Source organism: Actinotalea fermentans (assembly GCF_007991475.1).
Taxonomy (GTDB): Bacteria; Actinomycetota; Actinomycetes; order Actinomycetales; family Cellulomonadaceae; genus Actinotalea; species Actinotalea fermentans.
The window spans coordinates 26,958-47,139 of the sequence record NZ_BJYK01000005.1 but is presented as its reverse complement, the minus strand read 5'-3'; the positions used below and the strand labels follow the sequence as shown (position 1 = coordinate 47,139).

22 protein-coding genes and 1 pseudogene are annotated in these 20,182 nt (G+C 76.0%); 5 read left to right on the top strand and 18 right to left on the bottom strand.

The window, feature by feature from the left end:
* Positions 1-93 precede the first annotated feature (93 nt).
* The 3 genes and pseudogenes from AFE02nite_RS09295 to AFE02nite_RS09285 form a co-directional block, all read left to right on the top strand.
* Positions 94-510 carry a DUF4244 domain-containing protein gene (locus AFE02nite_RS09295; RefSeq protein ID WP_146819516.1) on the top strand — a complete coding sequence of 139 codons (417 nt, stop codon included), beginning with the start codon at positions 94-96 and terminating at the stop codon, positions 508-510.
* Positions 507-884 (top strand): TadE family type IV pilus minor pilin, encoded by a 378-nt coding sequence (locus tag AFE02nite_RS09290; RefSeq protein ID WP_261765561.1) that lies wholly within the window; start codon positions 507-509, stop codon positions 882-884. The genes AFE02nite_RS09295 and AFE02nite_RS09290 overlap by 4 nt, the downstream gene beginning before the upstream one ends.
* A pseudogene (locus AFE02nite_RS09285) lies at positions 869-1,336 on the top strand (Rv3654c family TadE-like protein); the annotation flags it as partial. The gene AFE02nite_RS09290 and the pseudogene AFE02nite_RS09285, both read left to right, overlap by 16 nt.
* Before the next feature lie 47 nt (positions 1,337-1,383).
* Here the strand turns inward: AFE02nite_RS09285 and AFE02nite_RS09280 are convergent.
* Positions 1,384-3,789 (bottom strand): DEAD/DEAH box helicase, encoded by a 2,406-nt coding sequence (locus AFE02nite_RS09280; RefSeq protein ID WP_261765560.1) that lies wholly within the window; start codon positions 3,787-3,789, stop codon positions 1,384-1,386.
* Positions 3,790-4,000: 211 nt separating this feature from the next.
* On the opposite strand from AFE02nite_RS09280, the gene AFE02nite_RS09275 reads away from it, so the two are divergent.
* Both AFE02nite_RS09275 and AFE02nite_RS09270 read left to right on the top strand, forming a co-directional pair.
* Positions 4,001-4,639 (top strand): anaerobic ribonucleoside-triphosphate reductase activating protein, encoded by a 639-nt coding sequence (locus AFE02nite_RS09275; protein WP_052113978.1) that lies wholly within the window; start codon positions 4,001-4,003, stop codon positions 4,637-4,639.
* 112 nt (positions 4,640-4,751) lie between these two features.
* Positions 4,752-5,114 (top strand): STAS domain-containing protein, encoded by a 363-nt coding sequence (locus AFE02nite_RS09270; protein WP_034248335.1) that lies wholly within the window; start codon positions 4,752-4,754, stop codon positions 5,112-5,114.
* A 35-nt stretch (positions 5,115-5,149) separates the two neighbouring features.
* On the opposite strand, the gene AFE02nite_RS09265 is transcribed toward AFE02nite_RS09270, so the two are convergent.
* The 17 genes from AFE02nite_RS09265 to AFE02nite_RS09185 form a co-directional block, all read right to left on the bottom strand.
* The gene (locus tag AFE02nite_RS09265) at positions 5,150-5,986 is read right to left on the bottom strand and encodes a hypothetical protein (protein ID WP_146819514.1); all 837 of its coding nucleotides are present in this window, start codon (positions 5,984-5,986) and stop codon (positions 5,150-5,152) included.
* A gap of 32 nt (positions 5,987-6,018) precedes the next feature.
* Positions 6,019-6,729 carry a hypothetical protein gene (locus AFE02nite_RS09260; RefSeq protein WP_034248331.1) on the bottom strand — a complete coding sequence of 237 codons (711 nt, stop codon included), beginning with the start codon at positions 6,727-6,729 and terminating at the stop codon, positions 6,019-6,021.
* 81 nt (positions 6,730-6,810) lie between these two features.
* Positions 6,811-8,034, bottom strand: coding sequence for a hypothetical protein (locus AFE02nite_RS09255; RefSeq protein ID WP_034248328.1), 1,224 nt, complete (start codon positions 8,032-8,034; stop codon positions 6,811-6,813).
* Positions 8,031-8,567, bottom strand: a complete 537-nt coding sequence (locus tag AFE02nite_RS09250; RefSeq protein WP_034248326.1) for an RNA polymerase sigma factor — start codon at positions 8,565-8,567, stop codon at positions 8,031-8,033. Before AFE02nite_RS09250 ends, AFE02nite_RS09255 begins: the two co-directional genes overlap by 4 nt.
* Before the next feature lie 73 nt (positions 8,568-8,640).
* Positions 8,641-9,777: a hypothetical protein gene (locus AFE02nite_RS09245; RefSeq protein WP_146819513.1), complete on the bottom strand. Its 1,137-nt coding sequence runs from the start codon at positions 9,775-9,777 to the stop codon at positions 8,641-8,643.
* Positions 9,774-10,373 carry a sigma-70 family RNA polymerase sigma factor gene (locus AFE02nite_RS09240; protein ID WP_146819512.1) on the bottom strand — a complete coding sequence of 200 codons (600 nt, stop codon included), beginning with the start codon at positions 10,371-10,373 and terminating at the stop codon, positions 9,774-9,776. Before AFE02nite_RS09240 ends, AFE02nite_RS09245 begins: the two co-directional genes overlap by 4 nt.
* 108 nt (positions 10,374-10,481) lie before the next feature.
* Positions 10,482-11,723: a hypothetical protein gene (locus AFE02nite_RS09235; protein WP_034249152.1), complete on the bottom strand. Its 1,242-nt coding sequence runs from the start codon at positions 11,721-11,723 to the stop codon at positions 10,482-10,484.
* Positions 11,720-12,280, bottom strand: coding sequence for a SigE family RNA polymerase sigma factor (locus tag AFE02nite_RS09230; RefSeq protein ID WP_034249153.1), 561 nt, complete (start codon positions 12,278-12,280; stop codon positions 11,720-11,722). Before AFE02nite_RS09230 ends, AFE02nite_RS09235 begins: the two co-directional genes overlap by 4 nt.
* An 83-nt stretch (positions 12,281-12,363) precedes the next feature.
* On the bottom strand, positions 12,364-13,149 hold the full coding sequence (locus tag AFE02nite_RS09225) for a hypothetical protein (protein ID WP_146819511.1): 786 nt from the start codon (positions 13,147-13,149) through the stop codon (positions 12,364-12,366).
* Entirely contained in the window at positions 13,146-13,700 is a 555-nt protein-coding gene (locus AFE02nite_RS09220) for an RNA polymerase sigma factor (protein WP_034249813.1), read from the bottom strand. The genes AFE02nite_RS09225 and AFE02nite_RS09220 overlap by 4 nt, the downstream gene beginning before the upstream one ends.
* A gap of 150 nt (positions 13,701-13,850) precedes the next feature.
* Entirely contained in the window at positions 13,851-15,089 is a 1,239-nt protein-coding gene (locus tag AFE02nite_RS09215) for a hypothetical protein (protein WP_146819510.1), read from the bottom strand.
* The gene (locus tag AFE02nite_RS09210; protein ID WP_034247538.1) at positions 15,086-15,634 is read right to left on the bottom strand and encodes a sigma-70 family RNA polymerase sigma factor; all 549 of its coding nucleotides are present in this window, start codon (positions 15,632-15,634) and stop codon (positions 15,086-15,088) included. The genes AFE02nite_RS09215 and AFE02nite_RS09210 overlap by 4 nt, the downstream gene beginning before the upstream one ends.
* 122 nt (positions 15,635-15,756) lie before the next feature.
* Entirely contained in the window at positions 15,757-16,647 is an 891-nt protein-coding gene (locus AFE02nite_RS09205) for an SDR family oxidoreductase (RefSeq protein WP_034247536.1), read from the bottom strand.
* 64 nt (positions 16,648-16,711) lie between these two features.
* Positions 16,712-17,428, bottom strand: a complete 717-nt coding sequence (locus AFE02nite_RS09200; RefSeq protein WP_034247534.1) for an HAD family hydrolase — start codon at positions 17,426-17,428, stop codon at positions 16,712-16,714.
* A gap of 73 nt (positions 17,429-17,501) precedes the next feature.
* The gene (locus tag AFE02nite_RS09195) at positions 17,502-18,791 is read right to left on the bottom strand and encodes a hypothetical protein (RefSeq protein ID WP_034247532.1); all 1,290 of its coding nucleotides are present in this window, start codon (positions 18,789-18,791) and stop codon (positions 17,502-17,504) included.
* On the bottom strand, positions 18,788-19,366 hold the full coding sequence (locus AFE02nite_RS09190) for a sigma-70 family RNA polymerase sigma factor (RefSeq protein ID WP_034247531.1): 579 nt from the start codon (positions 19,364-19,366) through the stop codon (positions 18,788-18,790). The genes AFE02nite_RS09195 and AFE02nite_RS09190 overlap by 4 nt, the downstream gene beginning before the upstream one ends.
* A gap of 93 nt (positions 19,367-19,459) precedes the next feature.
* Positions 19,460-20,182 (bottom strand): hypothetical protein, encoded by a 723-nt coding sequence (locus AFE02nite_RS09185; RefSeq protein WP_034247530.1) that lies wholly within the window; start codon positions 20,180-20,182, stop codon positions 19,460-19,462.

The following is a 20,182-nucleotide window of genomic DNA, read 5'->3' as shown; positions in this document are numbered from 1 at the left end:
GCCGACGGTCGACGTGCTCGGCCGCGAGGGTGGAACGGCGGGGCCGGCGGGCGCCGCCCGTCCCCGGCGGACACCCGGGAGGAGGAGGTGGCCATGACGACCCAGGTGATCGCGGACGGTCCGCAGGCGGAGTGCGTGGCGGTGGATGCTGCCGGGACGGCGTGCGGGCCGATGGCGGTCGACGTCCCCGCGACGGCGTGCGGAGCGCAGGTCGGCGGGCCCGGCCTGCGGGCGCGCGGCCGGCGGCACCCGCGTCCGCGATCGCGGGCGTGGCGGCTCGGCCGATGGACGGCGGGCCTGGGTGGCGCGGTGCGTCGGGCGGCCGCGGGGCGGTTCGCGGCGACGCGCGACGAGATCCGCGTCGCGGGCGACGCCGGCATGGCCACGGCGGAGTACGCGATCGCGACGATCGCGGCGGCGGGGTTCGCCGGGCTGCTCGTCGTCGTGCTGCGCAGCGACGAGGTTCGCGGGCTCCTGGCCGGGCTCGTCCGCACGGCCCTGTCGATGTGACCGCCTGGTCGGGCGCGGCCGTGGACCGCCGGGGTCGCCTCCGCGGGGACGACGGGACGGTGACCGCCGAGCTGGCGCTCGGTCTGGTCGCCGTGACGCTCGTCCTCGCCGCGTTGCTGGTCACGACCGCCGCTGCCTCGGCGCGGATGCGCTGCCTGGACGCCGCCAGGACGGCGGCGCGGGTCGCGGCCCTCGGTGTCGCGGACGGGGAGGTGGTCGCGGCGGCGCAGCGCGTCGTCCCGGGGGCTCGCGTGACGCTGGTGCGCGATCCGCCCTGGATGGAGGTCACCGTGACGACGGACGTCGGGGGTGCCTGGTTCACGGGCGGCTCGCTCGCGGCCTCCGGTTCCGCGACGGCGTGGGCGGAGCCGTGAGCAGCGCGTGGGTGCGCGCGCGTCCCGGCGGACGGGCGGGGACCGGGCGGGACGAGGGGTCCGGGCGGGACGAGGGGTCCGGGCGGGACGAGGGGTCCGGGCGGGACGAGGGGTCCGGGACGGTCCTGGTCGTCGGGCTCCTCGCGGTGGCTCTCGTGCTGGCGGCCGCCGTCGGAGCCCTTGGTGGCGCGCACGTCGCGCGCGGGCGGGCTCAGGCGGCTGCGGACCTCGCGGCCCTCGCCGCCGCGGACCTGCTGGCCCTTCCCGCGGGCGTGACCGCCGCCGATGCGGCGATCCGCGCAGCCGACCCGTGCGCGGTCGCGGTTGCCGTTGCCGGGCGCAACGGGGCACGCGTGACGTCGTGCGCCGTCGCGCCCGACGGGGTCGTCGAGGTGGGCGTCGCCACGGAGCGAGCCCGTGGCCCGTTCGGGGTGACGGCCACCGCGCGGGCGCGGGCGGGCCCGTCAACCGCGCGGACGACGCAGCGCTCGACCGCCGGTCAGTCCTCGTGGGCCAGGACCGCGTCCAGCACCGCGACCGCGCCGGTCTTGTCGAGCGGGTTGTTGCCGTTGCCGCACTTCGGGGACTGCACGCACGCCGGACAGCCACCGGCGCAGCCGCAGGACGCGATCGCCTCGCGCGTCGCACGCAGCCAGTCCGCGCCGAGCGCGAAGCCCCGCTCGGCGAAGCCGGCCCCGCCCGGGTACGCGTCGTGCACGAACACCGTCGCGCAGCCGGTGTCCGCGTGCATCGCCGTCGAGACGCCGCCGAGGTCCCACCGGTCGCAGGTCGCCAGCAGCGGCAGCAGCCCGATGGAGGCGTGCTCCGCCGCGTGCAGCGCACCGGGCACGTCGCCGCCCGTCAGCAGCCCGGCCTCGGCGAGCACCGGCTCGGGAGCGGTCCACCAGACGGCCGTCGTGCGCAGCGTGCGCGGCGGGAGGTCGAGCACGTCCCCGCCGATCGGACTCATGTCGGGGACCCGCCGCTTGGCGTAGTCGAGCACCTGGCTGGTGACGTCGACGTCGCCGAACCCCCAGGTCACCGGCCCGGCCCGGCGCTCGGCGCGCACCTGCACGACGTCGACCGTCGTCAGCCAGCGCGACCACGTGCGGTAGTCGACGTCGCGGGCGCTGACCAGGGCCACCGAGGCCTCCAGGTCCAGCGCGTCGACGACGAACGTCACGCCCTGGTGCACGTACACGGCGCCCTCGTGCACGCTCGCGTCGGCGGCGCCCGCGTCCACGGTGCCGAGCAGCCGCCCCGTCGCCGCCTCCACCACCCGCACGGGCTCGCCGCCCGCGCCGCGCAGGTCGGTCAGCCGCGACGCCGGCTCCGCGTGCGTCCAGTACCAGCCGGACTGCCGACGGCGCAGCCACTCCTGCTCCACGAGCGCGTCGAGCAGGCCGCGCGTCGACGGGCCGAACAACGCCAGGTCCGGGCTGCGCAGGGGGAGCTCCGCGGCCGCCGCGCACAGGTGCGGCCCGAGCACGTACGGGTTCTCCGGGTCGAAGACCGTCGCCTCGACGGGCGCGCCGAACACCGCCTCGGGGTGGTGCACCACGTAGGTGTCCAGCGGGTCCTCCCGGGCGACGAGGACGACGAGGCCGTCGCCCCCGGCGCGTCCCGCGCGTCCCGCCTGCTGCCAGAGGGACACGCGCGTGCCCGGCCAGCCCGCGATGAGCACGGCGTCCAGCCCCGAGATGTCCACGCCGAGCTCGAGCGCGTTCGTCGTGGCCAGCGCCCGCAGGTCCCCGCCGCGGATCCCGGCCTCGAGCGCGCGACGCTCCTCCGGCAGGTACCCGCCCCGGTACGCCGCCACCCCCCGGCCCAGCCCGGGCTGCACCTCGTCGAGGTGCTCGCGCGCGGTCGCGGCCACCGACTCGGCGGCGCGACGCGACCGTGTGAAGGCGAGCACGCGGGCACCGGCCGCCACCGCGTCGGCGAGCAGGTCCGCCGTCTCGGCGGTGGCCGTCCGGTGCTTGCTGGACATCGGGGCGTCCCCGCCCGCGCCCGGCCCGCCCTCCGTGCCGTCGACGTCGTCGTCGGGCGCGAACGGGTCGCGCCCCGGCATGAGCGGGGGCTCCCAGAGGACCACGGTGCGCGTGCCCGCGGGCGAGGCGTCGTCCGCGACCGCCACGACGTCCTCGGGCGGCACCCCCACCAGGCGCGCCGTGCTCGCGGCGGGGTCCGCCGTCGTGGCCGACGCCAGGATGAACGTGGGCGAGCCGCCGTGGTGCTCCGCGAGCCGCCGCAGCCGCCGCAGCACGGCGGCCACGTGCGCGCCGAACACCCCGCGGAACGCGTGCGCCTCGTCGACGACGACGTAGCGCAGGCCGCGCAGCAGCCGGTCCCACCGCGCGTGCTGGGGCAGGAGCGACCAGTGCAGGAAGTCCGGGTTGGTGAGCACGACGTCCGCGTGGTCGCGGACCCAGCGCCGCTCCGTCTGGTCCGTGTCCCCGTCGCAGGTCGCGACCCGCACGTCCCGCGTCCCCGCGGCCACGAGCAGCCGCTCGAGCCCGGCCAGCTGGTCCGCGGCGAGGGCCTTCGTCGGGCACAGGTAGAGCGTCGTCGCGCGCCGGGATGCCGCGACCTGGCCCGGCCGGCCGGCCGCGGCCGCCTCCGCCCGCACCGCGCTCAGGGCCGGCAGCCAGAACGCCAGCGACTTCCCCGAGCCCGTCGACGTCGCGAGCACGGTGTGCCGGCCCGACCACGCGGCGTCGGCGGCCGTCACCTGGTGGCGCCACGGTCTGGTCACGCCCAGCGCGCGGTAGCCCGCGACCAGGTCCGGGTCGGCCCACGACGGCCAGTCGGCCACCGTGCCCTCCCGCGGCGGCAGGTGCTCGACGTGCGTCACCCGGTCGGCGCGCCGGCCGCCGGCGAGCAGCACGTCGAGGAGGTCGGGCACGGGTCGATCCTCGCACCGGCGACCGACGCGCACGCGGCCGCAGATCGTGCCGCGAGCCTCCGCCGCCGCCCTCGTCGGCGCTCCGCCGCCGCCCTCGTCCCGCGGGCTCCCTGTTCAGGGACGTAGGTCCGAAGGCACGCCGAGCCGCGGAACCGAGACTGGAACCGGCCGTGCACGTCCTCCCGGGACGTGCCTCATGAGGGGACCGACCATGTCACCGACATCGCTGCACGCGATCCCGCCCGAGGTGCTCTGGTCCGCCGACACGCTCAAGATCAACCGGTGGACCGCCACGGCCGCTGACGACTGGCCCGGCCGGACCGTCCTCACCGTCCTCATGCAGGGCTGCCCGTGGTCCTGCACGTCGTGCGACACCCCGGACCTGCGCGATCCGCTGATCCCCGGTGCGGTGTCGTGGCGGCACGTGCGGGACATCCTCGTCCGCTCACGCAGCGGGCTCGAGGGCGTCGTCTTCTCCGGCGGCGAGCCGACCCGCCAGGACGGTCTCGCGGACGCGATGGAGCAGGTCCGCGCGCTGGGCCTGCCCGTCGGGCTGCACACCTCGGGCTCCTACCCGCAGCGCCTCGCCGCCGTCCTCTCGCTCGCCGACCGCGTGGTGCTCGAGGTCAAGGCCCCGGCGACCCTCTACCGCGCGATCACCGGCGTCGGCGCCAGCGCGCACAAGGCCTACGCGAGCTTGCGGCTGTGCCTCGACGCCGGCGTGGACCTGCAGGTCCGCACGGTCGTCGACCCGGCCGTGCTGACGCCGCAGGTGCTCGAGGCGTTCAAGGAGAACCTCGCGCAGATGGGCGTCCGCGACCACGTGATCGTGTACCCGACCGCCTCCTGACCCTGGGCCCACCGCCTCCTGACCTTCGACGTGCCCTCCCGGGTGGGTGGGCGCAGGCTTTGGTCTAATGGACCGGCGGGCGACCTGCGCCCGACGTCCTGAGGAGGCTCTCGTGGAGGTGTCCGTCACCAGCCGGCGCAGCGGCGACCGCACGGTCGTGCACGTCGTGGGCGAGATCGACGTCTACACGGCGCCGGCGCTGCGCGAGGAGCTCGCCGCGCAGCAGGAGGGTGCGCCGGTGCACCTCGTCGTGGACCTCACCGAGGTCCCGTTCATGGACTCGACGGGCCTCGGCGTCCTCGTCGGCGCCCTCAAGCGCGCCCGCACGACGGGCGGTGACCTGCGGCTCGTCATCGACCAGGAGAAGGTGCTGAAGGTCTTCCGCATCACCGCGCTCACGCAGGTCTTCCAGATCCACGCGACGCTCGACGAGGCGCTCGCGGCCGAGCAGGCCGTCGCAGCCGACGAGGACTGACGGCCTGACGCCCCTCTCGGCTCCCCTGCGGAGCGCTACGGCAGGTACTGCCCGATGACGCGCTGCACCTCGCCCTCGCGCACCTGGAGCCAGAAGAGGTATGCGCCGTGGCCGAGGTCGGCCCCGGCGGAGCACTCCTGCGACCACCCGTCGAAGAACGCGTCCACCCACTCGTCGAAGGTCCGCTCGGCGTAGGAGAGGGCGCCGCCGTCGTAGCACCAGTCCCACAGGCGGGCGTCATCGGCCAGGTCCAGGGAGCGGATGGCATCGGACTCGTTCACGAGGACGTACCCGTTCGGCGGCGGGATCTCCGCCGTCGGGTCGTGCACGAGGAGGTACTGGACCGCCGCCTCTCCGAGGAGGAGCTGCTGGACGTCGAAGGAGACGAACCTCTCGATCGGATGGAATCCGGTGACCTGCACGAAGTAGTCGCCCTCGACCAGGTCCTCGCCGGCCATCGGGACGTCGGAGGACACGCTGTCCGGCCGCTCGCCGGGGTCCCACAGCGGCAGCGTCTCGGTCGGCACGTCGCCGGCACCTGCGGCCGCGCCCTCCTCGCCGGGCCCGCCCTCGTCCGCAGGCACGTCACCGGCGTCCGCTGCCGCTCCCTCGTCGCCCTCGGTGTCGTCGGCCGCGCCCGCGGGCCCGGGGGCGTCGGTCGAGCCGGGACTGACGGCGGACGTGGCGCTGCGGGTCGCGGTGGTGGCCCCGGCGTCCGTCGCGGCGGCATCGACCGCACCGACGTCGTCGGTGGCGTCGGCGTCGTCCGGCGAGCCGCGGCAGCCGCGCATCGCCAGGATCGTGACCAAGGCCGTGAGCACCACGCCGAGCACGCCCAGGATCACCCAGGGCAGCTGATCCGATCTCCTCATGACGCACGCTCCTTCGCGTCGCGCCCGTCCTGCTAGGGCAAGTACTGCCCGATGAGGCGTTTCACCTCGCCGTCGCGCACCTGCAGCCAGTAGAGGTTCCCGGCGTGCCCGAGGCCCGCGCCCGCGGAGCACTGCTGCGAGCCGGGCGCGGGGGCGAGCCACCAGTCCATGGGGGTGCGCTCGAGGAAGGTGAGCTGGCCGTCGTCGCCCGAGCACCAGTCCCAGATGCGGACGTCGTCCGCCATCGGGACCTGCCGGACGTCGGTGGAGTCGTTGACGAGCACGAAGCCGTTCGGCGGGGGGATCTCCGCGGTCGGGTCGTGCTCGAGGAGGTACTCGTCGGCGGCCGCGCCGATGTAGAGCACCTCGACGTCGGCGCCGAGGACCATCGTGCTCAGGTCCGCGTCGGTCACGTGCGCGACGTAGTCGCCGTTGACGAGGTCCGTGCCGACCGCGGGGATGTCGGAGACGCCGTCGGCGGGCAGGTGCTCGCCCGGGTCCAGCAGCGGCAGGTCGCCCGCCGACGGGTCGTCGTCGCCCTCGTCCGCCTCGTCGCCCTCACCGGTCTCCGCCTGCTCGACCTCGGCGGTCGCCGTCGCGCTGGGGGTCTCGGCCGGCGGGGAGGTGGCTGGGGCGTCGTCGGCCGCGTCGTCGTCGCGCATGACCAGGACGACGACCAGCGCGGTGACGACCATGAGCAGCAGCGCCACCAGCACCCACGGCAGTCGACGTGACCCGCCCATGACGCACGCTCCTTCGCGCCCGGCCCCACGATGATCATCCTCCCGCGGGGCCGGGCGCGTCACGCGCTCAGGGCATCGGGCTCAGGGCACGAACTGGCCGACCACCTGCGCGATCACGCCGCCGCGGACGTCGAGCCAGTACAGGCCGCCCACGGGGATGGTCGAGGTGTCGGAGCACAGGCTCTCCCCGTCCTCGATCGGTGCGGTGGCCCACTCGGCGACGCCGCCGGTGCGCCGGACCTTCTGCTCGTTCGGCCCCCAGCACACCTCCCACACCGGGGTGTCGGTCGCGAGGGGGATGACCCGGTCCGTCTGCCCGTCGGGGTCGTCGCTGACGTAGTCGTCGAGGATCTCGGTGCCCGGCGCGTTCGCCGCCACCCACTCCTCGGCCGCGGAGCCGAAGTAGAGCACGACCACGTCGGCCGAGACCGTCCCGGCGGCGGCGTCGATGTCGCTGACGTGGGCGAGGTAGCTGCCGTCGGGCAGCGGTGCGGCCGGGTCGGAGGGCGGGACGGCGGAGGCACCGTCCGGCAGGTAGTGCGCGTCCGCAGGGGGCAAGGGGCCGGCGTCGGGCACGGTGAAGGCGACCGGCCCGCTGAGCAGCGTCGCGGGCGTCCACGCGTCGGGGCCCGTCTCGAGCTGCAGGGGCAGGTAGGCGACGAGCTCGTAGGCGCCCGGGGCGAGCGCCCGGCCGTCGCACCCGACGGCGGCGAGCCGCGCCTCGTGCGTGCGGGGGTCGCCGTCGGGCGCGTCCACCTCGCTCAGGGACGCGAGCGTGGTGCCGACCACGACGCCGTCCTGCGTGACGACGAAGCCGTAGCCCGCCGGGATGCCCCCGCCCTCGGCCGGGAGCCAGTTCTGCGTCGCCTGATCGGCGGCCGCGCCGTCGCCGGTGCTCGTGCCGAGCCACGCGAGCAGGTCGCCGGCCGAGAGCTCAGGGGTCTCCAGGCCCATGCTCAGGGTCAGGCCGGCGTCCGGTGGGACGGTCGCCACGTCGCCGAGCAGGGAGCCGCACGCGAGCGCGGCCGCGGGGTCGGTGACCGCGTCGTCCGGGGCGTCGGTGGCCGTCGGCCCGTCCGCGGGCGGCGCGGGCGTCGCGTCGAGGTTGCTCACGACGGCCGTCCCCGCGACGGCCACGCCGACGACGGCGGCCGCGGTCGCCAGGGTGACCGCCGCTACCCGCGTGCGCCTCGTGCGCCTTGTGCGGGCGATCATGGCGCCCACCGCCAGCCCGGGCCGCGCGTCGTGCGCCATCTCCGCCGCCGCGTACAGGTCCCGCAGGCCCGCGTCGAACTGCTCGCTCATCGGTTCCCCCCTCCCACGAGGTGGATATCGGCGTCGTCCCAGGCCCCGAGCATCGGTGCGAGACGACGACGCGCGTCGGACAGGTATCGCTTGACGGCGCCCTCCGAGACGTTCAGCCGGTCCGCGATGTCGCGCACGGGCAGGTCCTCGAAGTGGCGCAGGACGACGCACGCGCGCTCGCGGGGCGTGAGCCGGGCGAGGGCGGCGTGCACGTCGGCGCGGGCGGTCGCGACGGCGTCGGGCGCCGCGTGCCCCGCGCCGGCCACCCGCTCGTCGTCGGCGACGAGCCAGGCGATGCCGTCCCACCGGTCGCGCCGCCGCCGCGTGTTGAGGAAGGCGTTGAGGATCGCCCGCCGCACGTACGCCTCGAGGTGCTCGACCTGGGACGGGTGCCTGCGGGAGAACGTGGCGACCATCGCGTCCTGCACGAGGTCCTGCGCCGAGGCCTGCTCGCCCGTGAGCAGGTAGGCGTACGCGACGAGCGCCGACCCGCGGTCGCGGGCCAGCGCCGTCAGCTCGTGTTCCCAGCTCATGGGTCCTCCGCGATCGCCGGTGCCATCCTTCACCAGCTAGGACACCGGGGACCTCGGATCGGTTGGGGCGGGACTACCAGGAGGCCTCGACGAAGAAGTCGGTGTAGAAGCCCTCACCGGTCTCGTTGGAGGTGTCGACGTGCACGGTGACGGCGCCGCGCGTGAACGTGCCCGCGGTCCAGAAGGGCCGGTCGGGGTCGGTGCGCTCCTCCTCGAGGACGTACCCCGCGGCGGCCAGCGCGCCCCGGGCCCGCTCGTACGCGTCCAGGCCGTGCGCGTAGGACAGCGTGACGCGCCAGTGCAAGCCGTCCTCGTACGCCTGGCTCCGGATCACCCTGTCGCCGTCGTCGAGGGACAGGGGCAGGTCGCCCGGGACCGAGGCCGGATCGACGTCCGCCCAGCCCTCGTCGCCGACGAACCGGGCGAACCACTCCTGGTTCGCCGTGTCGCCCTGGTCGCCCTGGTCGGTCGTCCCCTCGCCGACGTGCACGACGACGAGGTTGCTCACGGCGGGCGCGGACGCCGGACCCCCGTCGACCTGCACGTCCTCCATGACCGCGACCAGGTCGAAGTCCGCCGGGCCCATCGGCGTCCGTGCCTCGGCGACGCACTCGAAGAACTGGGCGCGGACCTCCCGCGTCTCGACGCTCGCGTCCTCCCGCGACCCGGTCGGGCGCCCCTCGTCCGTCCAGCCGGGCTTCGGCCAGCCGACGACGACGCCGTCGCGCACCAGCCACACGCCGAACGTGTAGCTGTGCGGGAGCGAGGGGTCCATCACCACGGTGGTGGTGACGGTGGCCTCGATCGGGTCGCCGACGCGCACCGTCGGCTGCGCGACCTCGACCTGCACGGACACGTCGGGCGCGCCGTCGGGCTGCTCGGGCAAGGCGTCGAGCCGGGTGCCGCACCCGACGCCCGCGCGGGGCTCGGGCGTGACCGAGGTCGGCGTGGGGGTGGCGGTCTCGGCGGGCGGCGCGACGGCGTCGTCGCGCTGCAGGGCGCCCGCCGCCAGGAAGGTCACGGCGACGACGGCCGCCGCCGCCGCGCCGAGGCCCGCGTCGAACCGCGTCCGGCGGCGCCGGGCCGACGCGCGGGCCGCGCCCAGGTCGAGGCCCGCGCCCGCGGCGGTGCGCGCGTCGTGCGCGCGGGCGGCGTCCTCGACGGCCTGCTCGAGCGCCCGGCCGAGCGGACGGTGGTCGTGTGTCGTCATCGCCGGCTCCTCACGGTCTGGACCTCGACGGTCTCGACGGTCTCGACGCTCCCGATGGCGTCCGCCGTCTCCGGCGCGTGCGGCGGCTCGATCGGCTCGACCTCGCCGAGCAGCGTCTCGAGCCGCCGGACGCCGTCGGACAGGTAGCGCTTGGCTGCGCCCTCGCTGATGCCGAGGCGCTCGGCGACCGCCGGCACGGTCAGGTCGTCGTAGAAGCGCAGGACGACGCAGGCCCGCTCGCGCGGCGGGAGCGTGGCGAGGGCCGCCTGCACGTCCACGTGGTCGGCGGTGCGGGCGGCGAGCGCGTCGGCCGGGGCCGGGCCGGCGTCGTCGGTCACCGCGAACAGGTGGCGCCGCCGGCCCCACAGCCGGTCGCGGCGGTAGCCGTCGAGGAACGCGTTGAGCACCGCCCGGCGCACGTACGCCTCGGCCCAGGTGAGGTCGCCGCCCGCGCGCGGCCGGCCGTACGCGCGGGCCAGGGCCTCCTGGACCAGGTCCTGCGCGGCGTCGAGGTCGCCCGTCAGCAGGTGGGCGTAGCCCACCAGCGCGGAGCCTCGCGTCCTCGCGGGCTCGGCGAGGTCGTCCCCCCACGCCATCGCGCGCCTCCCTGTCGGCCCGGTGTCACCCTCCCAGACGAGGTGGGGCGCCGAACCGTTGGGCGCGGGTGAGCTGTCAGTGCCGCGCGTGCGGTGCGCGGCACTGACTCACGAGTCGCAGCCCATCCCGATGGCCGCTTCCTCGCCCTGGTACGTCGTGCCGAGCTCGGCCACGATGGCCGCGACGGTGCCCGGCCCGATGTCGAACTGCGGCGCGCCGGCCGGCTCGTCGGTGGTCACCTCGAACGCCAGGAGCCGGTCGTTCCCGACGAGCGCCCACACGTCCCGCCCAGGGATCGAGCCGGAGTGCTCGACGTGCCCGATGAGCTGCACGTCCGGGTGCGCGGCCTGGAGGTCGGCCAGCGTGTCGCCCACCTGGATGCCGGCGGTGGTGCGTGGCCCCGGCGCGACGACCTCGAGCCGGGTGACGACGCCGCCGTCGGTGCGGACCGCGATCGACTTGGTGTACGTCCCGTAGATGCCGGGCGTGAACGGGTAGGTCGACACCCAGGCGGACGTCGTCGTCGACGTGTCGCTCGGGTTCACGCAGACCTCGAACATCGCTCCGGGTGCCTGCGCAGGCGGCGCCCCGCCCAGCTGGATCGGACCCAGTCCCTCGCTGGAGACGACGAGCGAGTCGAGCTCCGGACGGCGACCCGCCTCGTCCACGGTGTCGCCCAGGTGCAGGACCACCGTCGTCGAGCGGAAGGGGATCGGCCAGTCCGTCGGGCCGTCCGGGAGCAGGTAGGCCACCACCGCGTACGTGCCCGGCGCGGGCGAGCCGGCGAGGGAGCCGTCGGCCTGGCAGGCCGCGAACGGGACGTCCGTCCAGGCGGTCAGCTGACGGGGGTCCGTCTGCTCGTCGAACCCCGGCGTCTCCCCACCGGTCCAGCGGTCTGCGGGCAGGCCCACGACGACGCCGTCGTCGACGAGGGCGAACGTGAGCGTCGAGCCCGTCTGCTCGGCCACCTCCGGCGTCGCCTCCGCGAAGGCGAAGAAGGGGATCTCGGCATCCGCGGGCTCGACCATCGCGATCGAGGCGTCGAGGTTGAAGGTCACGTCGGGCGCGCCGTCCGGCTGCGCGAACTCGTCGATCGATGCGCCGCACCGGATGGTCATGGCGTCCGCCAGGTCCGTCGCTGCGGGGGTGGGCTCGGGCGCGCGGCTCGCGACCTGCACCCCGCCGACGACGGCCGCCCCGGCTGCCGCCACCCCGACCGCGCCCTGGGAGGCGTAGCGGACGGTCCGGCGTCGTCGGATGCGGGTGAGGACGGGGGACGCGGGCAGCGGCTCGCGACCGGCCGTGGCGTGGTCGGCGGCCTTCCAGAGGGCGAGCGTCAGGTCGTTCATCGTCGGTCCTTCGCCATCGCTCGGACATCGGAGGTGGTCTGCACGAGCTCGACGTCGTGCGGGGGGATGGGGCCGAGCAGCGCCTCGAGGCGGTGCGTGGCCAGGGAGAGGTAGCGCTTGACGGTGCCGTCGCCGACCCCGAGGGCGTCGGCGATCTCCGCGACGGTCCGGTCCTCGTAGAACCGCAGGACGACGCACGCCCGCTGCTGGCGGGGCAGCGCCGCGAGCGCGGCGACGACGTCGACCCGGTCGCCGACGGCGTCCGCGTGGCCGGCGCGCTCGGCCGGGTCCGCGGCGGCGGGCAGCCGGCCCGACCAGCGCTTCCGCTTGCGCCAGCCGTCGAGGTAGAGCGTGAGGATCGCGCGTCGGACGTACGCCTCGGCGGAGTCGAGCGCGAGCCCGGCCCGGCGCCGCGCGAACGTCTTGACCAGGGCGTCCTGGACGAGGTCCTCGGCGTCGTGCACGTCGCCGCACAGCAGGTACGCGTACCCGGTCAGGGCCCGGCTGCGCTCGGCGAGGAGGCGGGTGACCACCTCGTCGTCCTGCGTGCGCGCCATGCGTGCCTCCTGCGCCGGGGCGGCCGGTGGCCGCTGTCAAGGAGTGTGACGCGCCAGGGGCGTCCCCGGTTGCACCCCGACGGTCACGAACCGGGCGACTCGTCGGTCGCGGCCGACTCGAGGGTGATCGGGTACGGCCCGCCGGCGAGCGTGAGCTGCTCGATCGCACCTGTGGCGTCGGCGCGTGTGAGGACCTGGAGGACGACCAGGTCGTAGTCGCCGCCGTCGAGGGGCACGGCGCCGTGGCCCTGCGTCTCGCAGCGCACCAGCTCGAGCAGCACGGGCGGGAAGCCGAGGTCGCCCGAACCACCGTAGGTCGAGCTCAGGTCGACATCCCTGTCGAGCGTGGCGACCACCACGCCGTCGCGGACGAGAAGGGGGCGGGGCAGCGAGCTCTGCAGTGCGACACCCTCCGGCGCGTGGATCGTCACGTCGAGCTGGGCGACGCCGCCGGCCACGAGCGGGGCGCCCTGCGTGATCTGCTCGATGGTGAGCTCGGGCTCGCCGTCCGGCGTCACGAGCGCGGGCATCGGGTCGCCGCACGCCGGCACCGGGCCGTCGAGCGTGACCGCGGCGGGCCAGGTGCCCGGGGTCGGCGTCGCCGTGGGGGAGTCCGCCGGCGGCAACGGCCGGTCGTCCCCGAGGCCGCCGGGGCCGAGCACGCCCATCGCGATGGCGGCGGCGGCGGCCACGCCCACGGCGGAGTAGGTGGTGCCGCGGACCGCGCGGCGGCGGTGCGCGAGGCGCCGCAGGGCTGCGACGTCGAGCGCGTCGGCGGCCGCGCGCTCGGCGGCGCCGGCGGCGGCGAACAGGTCGTGCAGGTCGCGGGGAGCGTGCAGGTCGCGCGAGCTCTGCTGGTCGGGGCTCATCGGATGCTCCCGGTGGTCGTGGCGGTCCGGGTGACCGGGACGGCGTCGTGGTCGAGGGTGAGCGGGCCGAGGCGGTCCTGCAGCTTCCCGAGCGCGTTCGACAGGTAGCGCTTGACCGTGCCCTCGGCGAGCGTCATGCGCTCGGCGATCTCGGGAACCGTCAGGTCCTCGTAGAAGCGGAGCACGACGGCGGCCCGCTCCTGCGGCGCGAGGGTGCGCAGGGCGGCCCGCAGGTCGAGGGCCGCCGCGGCGTCGGGCGACGCGGGGGCGTCGTCGCGCACGGCGACGAGGTGCCGCCGCTGCGTGAACCCGCGCCGCTTGCGGAAGGAGTCCACGTAGCCGTTGACGATGGCGCGGCGCACGTAGGCCTCGGCGACGTCCGGGGTGAACCCGGTGCGCATCCGCCCGAAGACCGCCACGATCGCGTCCTGGACCAGGTCCTGCGCGGCGGCGCGGTCGCCGCCGGTGATGAGCGTCGCGTACGCGAGCAGGTCCGCACCGCGGTCGCGGGCCAGCACCTCCAGCGTGCGGTCCCCCTGGCGCTCCGCCATCACGTCCCCGTCCCACCGCGCCCGGCGCCCGGTGCGCCGACCTGCCCCACTGACGGGCGAGCCGCGCGGAACGTTGTAGTCGTCAAGCCTTGTCCTCATCGGCCGGACGACGCCTCGGGATGAGGGGCCGACTCAACTGGCGCTGACGCCCTACGACTCCGGCGCCACGGTGACCGACGGCAGCTCGACGACCTCCGTGACCGGCGTCGCGGGCATGCCCGGCCAGGGCCACAGGATCGCCTGCGTGAACGCCCGGTAGGTGCCGACGAGCCGCTCGCCCGTGCGGCAGTCCAGCGGCTGCCAGGTCCAGGTCCACCCGTCGCCCACCATGGTGTCGGGGTCGTCCCAGAACGCGACCGCGCCGTCGGCGTCCACGAGGTAGGTCCGCGTGACGAGGTTGCCGTTCACGGGACGGAGCTCGCCCTCCGGGCTGACGGTGGTGGTCGTCCACAGCGCGTCGCCCGCAGGGTCGGCCACGAAGCCGCCACCGTCGGTGCGGCCGAGGAGGACCTCGGCGGTGATCTGCGTCCCAGGGTCGTCCACCGGGTCGAGTGTGAACAGGTGGCCGCAGCCCGGCATGGGGCGCGTCCCCGCGGGCTCGATGCGCAGGCCCTGCTGCTCGCCGACCAGGAACAGGTCCCCGGGCCCGCCGAACGTCCCGACGTCGTCGCGGCCCACCTCGGCCCCCGGGACGGGGGCGAACGGCTGCCACGCGAGCATCGCGTAGTCGCCTGCGGGCAGTGGCCCGCTGCCGTCGCACGCCTCGAGGACGACAGCCGTCTCGGTGGCCGGCCCGCCGCCGTCGGGCACCCGGGCGCTGAGCGTCGGCGGCACCTGCGTACCGAGGTCGACCTGCGCGACGACGGCGCCGTCGCGCAGCACGAGCAGCTGCGGCACGGCGAGCGGCCGGCCGTGGAGCTCGACGCCGTCGAGCCCGATGGCGACCGACGTCGTGAGCTCGACCGGCTCCCCCGCGACGGCGGGCCAGGCCGTGACGTAGGTGAAGAGGTTGACGTCCCGGGATCCCTCCGGGTCCGGGTCCTCGACGGCGGGCAGGGGCGCCCCGCACGTGGGCTCGGCCGTGAGGCGCGCGGCGGGCGGCCACGGCTCGTCCTCCGCCGGGGTCGGCGCCTGGGTCGGGCTCGGCTGGGCCGTGTCGTCGGGGGCCGGCGTCGTGGTCTGCGCCGGCGGGACGGTCCGCCCGTCGCCGAACGCGGTCGCGGTCAGGGCGACGCCGAGGACGGCCACGGCGGCCAGGCCGGAGGCCGCGACCGCCCGGGCGGCGCGCCGGCGGTGGGTGCGACGCAGGAGGCGGTCGACGGCGACGGGCGCGGCCGCGGCGCACGCGTGCGTCGCGATGTGGCCCAGGGCGGCGTGCAGGTCGCTCACGGCCGTCCTCCTTCCAGGATGTCGACGTCGACGGTGGGGGCCTCGACGGCGGCTAGCAGGCCTTCCAGGCGGTGCACGGCCACGCTGAGGTAGCGCTTGACCGTGCCGTCCGACAGCCCGAGCCGGTCCGCGATCTCCGGGACGGTCAGGTCGTCGTAGTAGCGCAGCACCACGCAGGTCCGCTGCTGCGGGGACAGGACCCGCAGCGCGGCCTCGACGTCGGTCCGGTCGCTCACGTGCGCCTCGTGGCTCTCGGCGCGCTCGGAGCGGGCGAGCAGGTGCCGCGCGTCGACCCACAGGCGGGCCCGGCGCACGCCGTCGATGTAGGTGGTGAGCATGGCCCGTCGGACGTACGCCTCGGCGTTGTCGAGCACCAGGCCCGACCGGCGCCGGACGAACGTCTTGATCAGCGCGTCCTGGACCAGGTCCTCGGCGTCGCGCAGGTTGCCGGTGAGCAGGTAGGCGTAGCCGGTCAGGGCCTTGCCGCGCTCGCGGGCGAGGGTCGTCATCGCCTCGTCCGCGCGTCGGCGCCATGCCTCCGCCATGCCGTCTCCCGTGACCCGTGCCCGCCTGCCCGGTGGGAAGTCCACCTTCGCAGACAAGGACGGGCGACGGCCCGGGACCGTTGCCCCCCGTGGGCCGGGCGCCCTGGGGGCCGGCCGACCCGCTACGGCATGGGCTTGCCGCCGGCGACGCCGAGGCGCTCGCCGGTGACGTAGCTCGACTCGGCCGACGCGAAGAAGACGTACGCGGGCGCGAGCTCGGCGGGCTGGGCGGGGCGGCCGAGCGGGGTGTCCGCCCCGAAGCCCTCGACGGCGTCGCCGGTCATCGTGGCCGGGATGAGCGGCGTCCAGACCGGCCCGGGCGCGACCGTGTTGACGCGGATGCCCTGCTCGGCGAGCTGCTGCGCCAGGCCCTTGGTGAAGTTCACGATGCCGGCCTTGCTGGTCGCGTAGTCGAGCAGCTGGGGGCTGGGCTGGTAGGCCTGGATCGACGAGGTGGTGATGATCGAGGACCCCGGCGCCAGGTGCGGCACGGCCGCCTTGCACAGCCAGAACATCGCGTAGAGGTTCGTCTTCAGCACGCGGTCGAGCTGCTCGGTGGTGATGTCGAGCAGGCCGCCCTCCTGCGCCATCTGGTACGCCGCGTTGCTGACCAGCACGTCGATCCCGCCCAGCTCCGCGACGGCGCGCTCGATCAGGGCGGTGCAGGCGGCCTCCTCGCGGAGGTCGCCCGGGACCAGGACGACGCGGCGTCCGGCGTCGCGCACGTGGCCCGCGGTGACCTCGGCGTCGTCGGCCTCCTCGGGCAGGTAGGAGAGGGCGACGTCGGCGCCCTCGCGCGCGAAGGCGATCGCCACCGCGCGCCCGATGCCGGAGTCCCCGCCCGTGATCACCGCGCGGCGGCCCTCGAGCCGGCCCGAGCCCACGTACGACTCCTCGCCGTGGTCCGGCTCGGTGCGCATGTCCTGCGTGTGCCCCGGGTGCTCGACGCGCGGCTCGGGGCCGGGCTGGCCGTACTCGCGGGTCGGGTCGGTCGGGGTGGTCTGGTCGGTCATGTGGTGCCCCCTTCGTCAGTGGTGCCTGCGGCCTCAGGCGGCGGTCGCTCAGTCCTCTGCGTGCTCAGTCCTCCACGTGCCAGGCGAGCGCGAGCGGGCTCTGGTCGAGGTCGGCGAGCAGCGCGGCGACGTCGCGGTAGACCGCGGCCGCGCCCGCCTCCCGCAGCTCGGCCTCGCTGACGCCGCCGGTCAGGACGGCGACGCACGGCACGCCCGCCCGGGCGGCCGCCTCGACGTCCCAGCCGGTGTCGCCGACGAGCACGGCCCGCTCGGGCGGCACGCCCGCGATGTCGAGGGCGGCCTGCACGAGGTCCGGCTCGGGCTTGGCGTTGTCCACGTCCTTGGCCGACGTGACCCCGGTCAGGACGTCGTCGAGGTCGAGCACCGTGAGCAGCTCCTCGAGCTCGGCCGGGGCCGCCGACGTCGCCAGGACCGCCCGGGCCCCGCGCTCGGCCACGGCCCGGACCAGGTCACGGGCGCCGTCGAAGGGGCGCTGCAGGTCCGCGAGCTCGCGGTAGTGGGCCGCGTGGGCGTCCTTGGCACGGTCGGCGAGGCGGTCGGCGTCGTCGCCCAGCAGGTCCGCGAGGAGCAGCGCGGACCCCATGCCGATACCGCGGTGGACGCGCCACGCGTCGACGGGCCGGGTGAGCTCCTCGCCGAGGTCCGCGAAGGCCCGCATCCAGGCGTGCACGTGCAGGTAGGTCGAGTCGACGAGGGTGCCGTCGATGTCGAACAGGACCGCGCCGGCGGCGTCGCGCGCGTCGGAGGAGGTGGGCGTCATGGTTCCCACCCTCACCCGGCGGGGCGGGGAGCGCGCGGCGAGGCGTGACCGGCCTCCGCGCCGGGTGGTGCCGTCAGCGCGTGCGGATCGCGAGCGCGGTCGAACCGAAGACGACGATCGGCTGGCGGTCGGCCGGCGCCGTGGAGTCCAGCACGGGCAGCCACGACCGCACCGTGCCCGTGGCGGTGTCCTCGATGTCGAACGCCCACGGCTGGGCGTCGCCCGGGTTCGCCGCCTCCTCGACCGTCGCCGTGTGGGAGCGGATCTCCTGGCCGTGCGTGGCGCCCACGAGCGCAGGGGCGGGACCGTACTCCCACGGCTGCTCGTCGTAGGAGCGGACCTCGCCGACGGTCGCGCCCGTGCTCGGGATCAGCCAGCCCTTCCACTCGCCGTCCGCGGTCTGCTCCAGCTCGCTGGCGCGCAGGGCGTCGTTGCCGTACCAGGCCGTCTCCGATCGGAGCGCGGCCGGCCAGGTGCGCACGACGGCGCCGCTCGCGTCCACCACGACCGCGCGAGACGTGTAGGGCTCGGCGACGTCGACCGCGCTGAGGGCGAGCAGCGAGCCGTCGGGGGAGTACTCGACGCTCCCGCCGGAGGCGAGGTCGGTGCCCTCGACCGTGAGGACGGTCGTGGCCTCGGCCGTGTCCGGGTCGACGCGGAAGAGCGTTGTCTCGCCCGGCGTCTCCTCGTCGAGGCCGCAGTTGGCGAGCACGGCGATCGTCGCGCCGCCGGGCTCGACGTCCGCCGCGCCGGGGTAGCAGAGCCGTCCGTCGACCGCGAGGCCCGTGACGGGGGTGCGGGTGCCGCTCGCGACGTCGACCAGGTCGACGCCCGGGGTGCGGTCGGCCCGGAAGACCCAGGCCACGACCGTGCGCCCGTCGGGCGACAGGGCGAAGACCTGCAGGGGCCGGCCGTCGGCCGGCCACTCCGGGCGGACCCAGGCGCCGTCGGCCGCATCCATGAGGAGGATCTGCTCCTCGTCGTCGTCCGCGCCCGCCATCGGCACCGTGACCGTCAGGGCGGCGAGCGCCTCGGTCACTGTGCGGGTCGGCACCGTGGCGACGTCGATGGACGCCCCCGGGTACAGGTCCCACGGGGCGGTGCTGCCGACGGGCACGGGCGCGTCGGTCGCGGGTGTCGCGTGGTAGTCGTTCACGGCCGCCGGGCCGCGGGACAGGTCCGGCCACCAGCCGAGGCTGCTGGTCGCGGCCGCCCCGGCGGCCACCACGCCGACGGCGGAGGTCGCCATCGTGCGCGACGCGCGGCGCTGGTGCACGCGCCGGAGCAGCGCCGTCGTCGGCGGCTCGGAGCGCGGGGCGGTCGCGGCCAGCGTGGTGAGGGCGTCGTGCAGGTCGAGGCTCATGGCAGGTCTCCTGTGGGGATGGGGGTCGCCACCGGCTCGGCGCGGACGAGGACCGGCTCGGCGGTCGCGCCCGGCGCCAGGGCGCCGAGCCGCTGCTGCAGGTCGTGCATGGCCATGCTCAGGTAGCGCTTGACGGTGCCCTCGGCGAGCCCGAGCGCGGCCGCCACCTCGGCGATCGACAGCTCGTCGTAGAAGCGCAGGACGACGCACGCGCGTTGGCGCCGCGGCAGGTGGGCGAGCGCGGCGCGCACCTCGTCGGCCTCGCCCACGGCGGCCTCGGGGCCGTCGCGGTGGTCGGGCGTCGCGATGAACGGCAGGCGTTCGCGCCAGCGTCCGCGGCGGCGGTGACCGTCGATGTAGATGGTGAGGATCGCGCGACGCACGTAGCCCTCGACCGCGCCCGGGTCCACGCGGCGGCGGGCGGTGAACGTGCGCACGACGGCCTCGGCGACGAGGTCCTCCGCCGACGCGCGGTCCCCGGCCAGGAGGTAGGCGTACCCGACGAGCGACTGCCAGCGGTCGGCGACGAGCGCGACCAGCGCGTCGTCGCGCCGCGAGCCGTCGCCCAGCGCCACGGGCCACCCCCTCCGTCGATCGTGTGCCGTCAGCCCAAGGACGAACGGCCGGCCGCGGGGGTTGTCCTGGGGCGTCGGGCGGTCAGCGGCGCGTCACTCCACGCGGAACGGGAGCGACTCGCCGACGAGCTCGGTCGCGCCCGCGTCGGCCCCGGCGTCCTCGGTGTCCCCCTCGAGCGTCGTGTCCCCCTCGAGCGTCGCCACCCGTACGCCCACGACGAGCGTGTACTCGCCGGCGGGCAGCGGCTCGCCGTCGCACCCGACCAGCGGGACGGACGTCTCGACGGTCACGCCGATGCCCGAGGGCACGGTCATCCGGTACGGGTCGGCGCGGTCGGGGTCGCGCACGTCGACGACGGCCGGCTCCCCGGTGACGACGCCGTCGCGGGCCACCACCACCGCGAGGTCGGACTCGATGCGGACCTCGACCTCGTCGCCGACGTTGACCAGCCCGGCGATGACGGGCAGGTCCGCGCCGGCGGCGTACGTCCCCGCGAGGTCGGGGTCGTTGACGTCCACCTGGGCGGTGAGGGTGCGCCGGCCGGTGCCGTCGGTGTCGGCCGGGGGAGCGGGGTCGCCGCACGCGAGCGCGGCGAGGGCCGCCTCGGCCCGCGGCCCCTCGGTCGCGTCCGGGTCGCCGCTCTGGTTGCCGACGAAGTGCGCGACCGCGGACACCGCGCCCGCGACCAGCAGCCCGACGGCGAGCCCGCCCACGAGCAGCCAGGCCACTAGCACCCCACGGCTGCGCCGCCGCTCGGGCATCGGGGCCTCGGCGCTGCGCTCGCCGTCGGCCGATGCGTCGTCGAACCAGGTCAC